The sequence below is a fragment of the Intrasporangium sp. genome, from assembly GCF_036566125.1.
GTDB lineage: Bacteria > Actinomycetota > Actinomycetes > Actinomycetales > Dermatophilaceae > Intrasporangium.
In genome coordinates this window covers 1-6,592 of the sequence record NZ_DATCWX010000306.1, presented here as the reverse complement: position 1 = coordinate 6,592, position 6,592 = coordinate 1, and the positions used below count along the sequence as shown (strand labels likewise).

The 6,592-nt window shown below is 68.9% G+C and carries 7 protein-coding genes and 1 pseudogene; 3 read left to right on the top strand and 5 right to left on the bottom strand.

Annotation, left to right across the window (positions count from 1 at the left end; genetic code table 11):
• Positions 1 to 332 (top strand): annotated as a pseudogene (locus VIR15_RS18405) (crotonyl-CoA carboxylase/reductase); the annotation flags it as partial.
• Positions 333 to 411: 79 nt separating this feature from the next.
• The gene (locus VIR15_RS18400; RefSeq protein WP_331930420.1) at positions 412 to 1,737 is read left to right on the top strand and encodes an AI-2E family transporter; all 1,326 of its coding nucleotides are present in this window, start codon (positions 412 to 414) and stop codon (positions 1,735 to 1,737) included.
• A gap of 70 nt (positions 1,738 to 1,807) precedes the next feature.
• Here the strand turns inward: VIR15_RS18400 and VIR15_RS18395 are convergent, their stop codons facing one another.
• Both VIR15_RS18395 and VIR15_RS18390 read right to left on the bottom strand, forming a co-directional pair.
• Positions 1,808 to 2,116, bottom strand: coding sequence for an Rv1322 family protein (locus tag VIR15_RS18395; RefSeq protein WP_331930418.1), 309 nt, complete (start codon positions 2,114 to 2,116; stop codon positions 1,808 to 1,810).
• Between the two features lie 104 nt (positions 2,117 to 2,220).
• A complete protein-coding gene (locus VIR15_RS18390; protein ID WP_331930416.1) occupies positions 2,221 to 3,999 on the bottom strand; it encodes a 3-hydroxyacyl-CoA dehydrogenase family protein in 1,779 nt (592 codons plus the stop codon).
• A gap of 107 nt (positions 4,000 to 4,106) precedes the next feature.
• Here VIR15_RS18390 and nucS point away from each other — a divergent pair, with 107 nt between their 5' ends.
• On the top strand, positions 4,107 to 4,802 hold the full coding sequence (nucS, locus tag VIR15_RS18385) for an endonuclease NucS (protein WP_331930414.1): 696 nt from the start codon (positions 4,107 to 4,109) through the stop codon (positions 4,800 to 4,802).
• A 35-nt stretch (positions 4,803 to 4,837) separates the two neighbouring features.
• Here nucS and VIR15_RS18380 read toward each other — a convergent pair whose 3' ends face one another.
• From VIR15_RS18380 to VIR15_RS18370, 3 genes are all read right to left on the bottom strand, one after another.
• Positions 4,838 to 5,608 carry a DUF554 domain-containing protein gene (locus VIR15_RS18380; protein ID WP_331930412.1) on the bottom strand — a complete coding sequence of 257 codons (771 nt, stop codon included), beginning with the start codon at positions 5,606 to 5,608 and terminating at the stop codon, positions 4,838 to 4,840.
• 66 nt (positions 5,609 to 5,674) lie between these two features.
• Positions 5,675 to 6,022: a hypothetical protein gene (locus tag VIR15_RS18375; RefSeq protein WP_331930410.1), complete on the bottom strand. Its 348-nt coding sequence runs from the start codon at positions 6,020 to 6,022 to the stop codon at positions 5,675 to 5,677.
• 78 nt (positions 6,023 to 6,100) lie between these two features.
• Positions 6,101 to 6,592 (bottom strand): cobalamin B12-binding domain-containing protein (locus tag VIR15_RS18370; protein WP_331930408.1); only part of this gene is annotated, 492 nt, incomplete at its 5' end.

Below are 6,592 nucleotides of genomic sequence, written 5' to 3'. Positions count from 1 at the left end.
TCGTCACCTGCGCCTCGACGTCCGGCTTCATGCACGAGTTCGACAACCGCTACCTGTGGATGCACCTGAAGCGCATCCAGGGCTCGCACTTCGCCAACTACCGGGAGGCGTGGGAGGCCAACGAGCTGATCAACCGGGGCCTCATCCACCCGACGCTCTCGAAGGCGTACGCCCTCGACGACGTCGGCCAGGCGGCGCTCGACGTGCACCAGAACGCCCACCAGGGCAAGGTTGGTGTCCTCACGCTCTCGCCGGAGGAGGGTCTCGGGGTGACGAACGTCGGCAAGCGCGCCCGCTTCGCTGCCGAGATCAACCGCTTCCGCGGAGAGTGACCCACCTGGCCTGCCCGTCGGGGGCGGACACGTCACGTTCCGAGCACGTCATCCCGGGAGCCTCGCGTAGGCTCCCGGGGTGACCTTCTGGCGGCGGTGGACGCAGTACCGGCGTGCGCAGCGCGAGCGCATCGCCGAGGTGCGAGCGGAGCAGAGAAGCGGTGGTCCCGCCGCCCATGCTGCACCCGCCGCGCCCGTCCAGCTCCAGGAGCGCCCGGTCCTGGAGGAGGCCGGTCCTGACCTGCTCGGCAGCACGCTGCCGCTCGGTGAGCCCGGCCCCGACGAAGCAACCTCGCAGGGAGCCGGACGGCTCGGCCGCACAACGAGCAACGGCCGGAATCGCGACTTCGGCAGGGCGGGTATCCCGTTCAACCGCCAGTCGCCCTTCTACGTCGGGTTCGTCGGCGCACTCGGCGTGCTCGTGGCCTATGCGGTCATCCAGGCGATCGGCCGGTTGGACACGACGATCACCCTGCTCATCGTCTCTCTCTTCCTCGCCCTGTCGCTCAACCCTCTGGTCGAAGGACTGACCCGTCAGCGGATGCGCCGCGGGTGGGCGGTGACGATCGTCTTCCTCGGCCTGCTCGCGGTGTTCACCCTCATCGGCATGGTCGTCATTCCCCCGGTCGCTGCAGAGGCCACCGAGCTGGCCGACCGGGCACCCGGCATGCTCGACGACCTGCTGCGCAACCCCTGGGTCCAGGACCTCGACCATCGTTACCAGGTGATCCAGCGGATCCAGGAGGAGATCAACAGACGCGTCGCCGATGGGAACCTCTGGGCCGGCATCTTCGGCGGCGTGCTCGACGCCGGCAGGATCATTGCCTCAGGTGTCTTCAGCATCCTGACCGTCCTCGTCCTCACGCTCTACCTCCTCGCGTCGCTGCCCTCGGTCAAGCAGGCGGCCTATGCCGTCGTGCCGGCCAGCCGCCGCCCCCGCTTCATCTCGCTCGCCGAGGAGATCATGCGCCGAGTCGGGTCCTATGCCATTGGGCAGGTGGCCGTCGCGGCCACCAACGCCTTCTGCGCCTGGATCATGATGAGTCTGCTCGACGTGCCGTACGCCGCCGTCCTCGCCGTGGCCGTCGGCGTCCTCGGGCTCATTCCGATGGTTGGTGCCACCCTCGGCGCCGCCGTCGTGGCCCTCGTCGCCTTCTTCGACGAGCCGCAGAAGGCGCTCATCGTCATCATCTACTTCATCGTCTACCAGCAGCTGGAGAACTACGCGGTGATGCCGCGGATCATGCAGCAGACCGTGGCGGTGCCGGGTGCCCTCACCGTGGTCGCGGCCCTTGTCGGCGGCACCCTCTTCGGGATCCTCGGTGCCCTGCTGGCCATCCCGGTCGCAGCCGGGGCCCTGCTCATCTACGAGGAAGTCCTCGTGCCCAGACAGCAGCAACACTGACCTGCCGCTGGCTTCGACGATGCCGTATGCCGCTGGGCTTGCTCCCGCTGGCAGGCTCACTCGGGCGTGCTCAGCGGTAGGCGTTGCCTGACGGCCGGGCATCGCGGCGCTGCCAGCAGCCGGTGTGCCAGTGCCGTCGGTCGTCGACTCCGCCGATCCCCTCGGCCGGCCACACGACGACGTGCGGAACCCCCGGCTCGATGTCCTGCTGGCACCCGGGGCACAGGTAGGGGCGCGTTGCCGAGGCACCGCTGACGGCTCGCACAGTCCACCGCAGGCCGCGATAGAAGTCCTCGCGCGTGGCCCCGCCCTGGATCCGGACGACGTCGAGCGGCACGTGGGGACGGGCGTGCTTGCTCGGTCGGCGTTTCGGTGACACGCCACCCATTCTCCGCAACACACCCGGGAATCTCGAACTCGACCCTGCTGCAACAGTGGTGAGTGTTGAGGTTCCGGGTGTGTTGCGGAGTGGGCGTCGATCCGTCAGGCGTACGTGCGGAAGCCGCGGCTGGACTTGCGCCCGAGGTAGCCGGCGGTGACGAGGTGCTCGAGGAGCGGAGCCGGGGCATAGCCGCGCTCGCGGAACTCGAGGTAGAGCTCGCGCTCGATGGCGAGGGCCACGTCGAGGCCGACGACGTCGAGCAGCTCGAACGGGCCCATCGGCAGCGAGCATCCGGTCTTCATCGCCGTGTCGATGTCGTCCGCCGTCGAGTAGTTGGCCTCGAGCATCTTCACCGCGTCGTTGAGGTACGGGAAGAGCAGCGCGTTGACGATGAAGCCGGCCCGGTCCCCACAGGTCACCGGGTGCTTGCCGATCTTGACACACAGGTCCTGCACGGTCGCGAGGACATCGTCGGCCGTCGAGACGGTGTGGACGACCTCGACGAGCTTCATCACCTGGGCGGGGTTGAAGAAGTGCATCCCGATGACGTCCTGTGGCCGCTTCGTCGCGGAGGCGCACTCGATGACGGGAAGCGACGACGTCGTCGTGGCGAGGATGGCGCCGGGCTTGCAGATCTCGTCGAGGTTCTCGAAGAGGGCCTGCTTGACATGGAGGTCCTCGACCACTGCCTCGACGACGATGTCGACCTCGGCCAGGTCATCCAGCCGAGTCGAGCCGGTGATCTTGGCGAGCGCCGCATCGCGGTCGGCCTCGGTGGCCTTCCCGCGCTGCACGGCCTTCTCGAGGCTCTTGGTGAGCGCAGCCCGGACGGAGTCGACCTTGGTGCTGGCGCGGGCAACGTAGATGACGTCGTAACCGGCCTTGGCGAAGACCTCGACGATGCCGGTCGCCATGGTGCCCGAGCCGACGACCCCGACCCTGGCGATGGGCCGCAGAGCGATGCCCCTCTCACCGTTCGGCCGGGGCGTCTGGGCGTCCTCGACGACCTGCGAGCTCCCGGGCGCGGCATAGGTGTAGAAGCCCCGTCCGGTCTTTCGGCCCCGCAGACCCGCGCTGACCATCTGCTTGATGATCGGGCTGGGAGCGTGGAGCCGATCGCGGCCCTGCTTGTACATCGTGTCGAGGATCTCGTAGGCCGTGTCGAGACCGATGAGGTCCATGAGGGCGAGGGGCCCCATCGGGTAGCCGCAGCCGAGCCGCATGGCGGCGTCGATGTCCTCGCGGCTCGCGTACTTGCTCTCGTACATCGACACCGCGTGGTTGAGGTAGCCGAAGAGCAGGGCGTTGGCGATGAACCCCGCCTTGTCACCGACGACGACCGGCTGCTTGCCGAGGCGCTTGGCCAGGCCCTTGACGCGCTCGAAGATGTCGTCGGCCGTGACGACGGTCTTGATGACCTCGACGAACTGCATGACCGGTGCCGGGTTGAAGAAGTGCATGCCGACGACCCGCTTGGGGTTGCTCGTGGCGACGGCGATCTCGGTCACCGGCAGCGAGGAGGTGTTGGTCGCGAGGATCGCGTCCTCGTCGACGATCTGGTCGAGCCTCGCGAAGATCTCCTTCTTCAGATGGAGGTGCTCAGGCACCGCCTCGACGACGAGCTGGCAATCCTTGAGGTCGTTGAGGTTCGAGGTGAACTGCACGCGAGAGACGAGGGCCGCCTGGTCGTCCTCGGAGAGCTTGCCCCGGGCGACGGCACGGCCCGTGGAGGTGTCGAGGTGCTCCCGACCACGCTCCACGGCCTCGTCGTCGACCTCGACCGCGACGACCTCGATGCCGTTGCGGGCGAAGACCTCGACGATGCCGGCACCCATCGTGCCGAGTCCGATGACGCCAACCTTGGTGATATCACGAGCCATGCGGACGAGTCTCGCAGAGGCCGCGAGCCGCACAAACCTGTCCCCGGGGTGACGCTTCCCACGCCACTGCCCGGAGGCCCGGAAACCCTGGACGTTAGGGTGGCCCGGTGCGTCTCGTCATCGCCCGCTGCAGCGTCGACTATGACGGGCGGCTCACCGCCCATCTCCCGCTGGCCACCCGGCTGCTCGTCGTCAAGGCGGACGGCTCGGTCCTCGTCCACAGCGACGGCGGTTCCTACAAGCCGCTCAACTGGATGTCGCCGCCCTGCACGCTGGTCGAACTCGAGCCGGAGGACGCCCAGTCCGAGGACGGCGTCGTGGTCGTGTGGCGCGTCCAGCACGCCAAGTCGGAGGATCGGCTCACGGTCCACATCCACGAGGTCCTCCACGACTCGGCACACGAGCTCGGCGCGGACCCCGGCCTCGTCAAGGACGGCGTCGAGGCCCACCTCCAGAGGCTGCTCGCCGAGCACATCCACACCCTCGGGCACGGCTGGTCCCTCGTCCGCCGTGAGTACATGACGGCGATCGGACCCGTCGACATCCTCGCCAAGGACCACGCGGGGGCCAGCGTGGCGATCGAGATCAAGCGCCGCGGAGAGATCGACGGCGTCGAACAGCTGACCCGCTATCTCGAGCTGATGAACCGGGATCCGCTGCTCTCACCCGTGACCGGCGTCTTCGCCGCCCAGGTGATCAAGCCTCAGGCCCGCACATTGGCGGAGGATCGCGGCATCCGGTGTGTCGTGCTCGACTACGACGCGCTCAGGGGGATCGACGACGCCGAGGCTCGCCTCTTCTGACGGTCGGCCGCGTTCACCACAAGCCCACCGCACGCTCAGCGGAACTGCGCCACGATGCTGACGAGCAGCGGCGCCACGAGGAGCGAGGGCAGCAGGTCCCCGACCGGGATGTGCCGGACGTTGAGGAGCCGCAAGGCGATGCCGACGAGGAGCAGGCCACCCGTCGCCGTCAGCGCCGCGATGTGAGCCTCCGGCACCACGGCGCCGAGGGTGACGCCGAGGAGGGTCAGCCCGCCCTGGACGACCGCGACCGACACCGCCGACAAGAGCACGCCCACGCCGAACGTCGACGCGAAGGCGATGGCCGCGAAGAAGTCGAGCGCCGACTTGAGCACCAGCTGGTCGATGCCCCTGCCGAGCCCGTCGGAGAGGGACCCGAGGATGGTCAGCGGACCTACGCAGAAGAGCAGGGACGCGGTGAGCCAGCCCTCGATGAAGCGTTCCCGCTCCGCGTGGTCGTGCTGTCCCTTGGACCCGTGCCGCTGGACCCAGCCCTGCACCACCCCGGCGAGCGACTCGAGCCGCTCCTCGATCCGGAGCAACGCGCCGACGATGCCGCCGAGGAGCAGGGCGCCGAGCACGATGAGGACGGGCACGCCCGAGCCGACCGTCTCCTCGAGGGCCGGTGAGGTCACGTCGAGGGCTGAGAGGATCGCGACAAGCAGGGTGACCAGACCGAGGCAGTCGGTGACGACGCGCCGGACGCGGTCGGGCAAGCGGTTGCCCGCCAGCATGCCGAGGCTGGCGCCGAGCACGACCGCGATGACGTTGACCACGGTCCCGAGCCCGGGAAACCCACCATCCATGCGGCACAGGCTAGGGCGCGACCTCGGCGGGCCGAGGGCCGGTCCACCATCCGTCCGCCCTGGCCGCTACACGTTCTCGTCGAGGCTGTGCAGGCTCGAACCGTCAGCGTCGACGAGCATGAGCACCGGCTCTGTCGCCGCTCCCCCGCGCACGACGACGACGGTCTCTCCCCGGTGGCGATCGACGATGTCCTCGAGTCCCTCGGACCCGTTCTCGAGGTCACCACGGCCGCTGTGGCACGGCACGCCGAGGTCCTCGGCCAACGTCTCGACGGGACCTGTGTCGGGAACGTCGTCAGCGGCATACACCGCTTGGACCCGCTCCCGGTGGAGCTCGGAGGCGAGCCATTTGACGTCACCCAGCCCACGTGGGGTGACGACGACGATGCGGGCCGCGCACTGGAGGTCGCTCATGCTGTGACTGTATGCCGACACACGGGGGCGAGCCCCCGTGGACCCCCAAAAAGACCCGCGTGGCTTGGCAGGTTGATCTCAGGCGGGGGCGGGCTCGAGCGGGGCCAGGCCTCGTGACGCGCGGATGACGCCGACGATCTCTCCCATGATCTCGTTGAGGCCGAAGTCCTTGGGCGTGAAGACCATGGCGACTCCCGCCTCGCGCAACGCCTTCGCGTCGGACTCCGGGATGATGCCCCCGACGATGACAGGGACGTCACCGGCTCCGGCATCGCGCAGGCCGTGGAGGACCTCGGGAACGAGCTCCATGTGCGAGCCGGAGAGGATCGAGATGCCGACGACGTGGACATCCTCGGCAACGGCGGCGGCGACGATCTGGTCTGGGGTGAGGCGGATCCCCTGGTAGACGACCTCGAAGCCGGCATCCCGGGCTCGGACGGCGACCTGCTCGGCACCGTTGCTGTGTCCGTCGAGGCCGGGCTTGCCGACGAGGATGCGCAGCTTCTCGCCGAGCTCGGCACTCGTGCGGGCGACGGCAGCGCGGACGTGGGCCAGGGCCTCGCCGGGCTC

Excerpts from the sequence above, each read along its gene's own strand:
- VIR15_RS18390 (WP_331930416.1), bottom strand. The coding sequence starts at position 3,999 with ATGGCTCGTGATATCACCAAGGTTGGCGTCATCGGACTCGGCACGATG.
- VIR15_RS18375 (WP_331930410.1), bottom strand. The coding sequence starts at position 6,022 with ATGAGCGACCTCCAGTGCGCGGCCCGCATCGTCGTCGTCACCCCACGT.
- VIR15_RS18380 (WP_331930412.1), bottom strand. The coding sequence starts at position 5,608 with ATGGATGGTGGGTTTCCCGGGCTCGGGACCGTGGTCAACGTCATCGCG.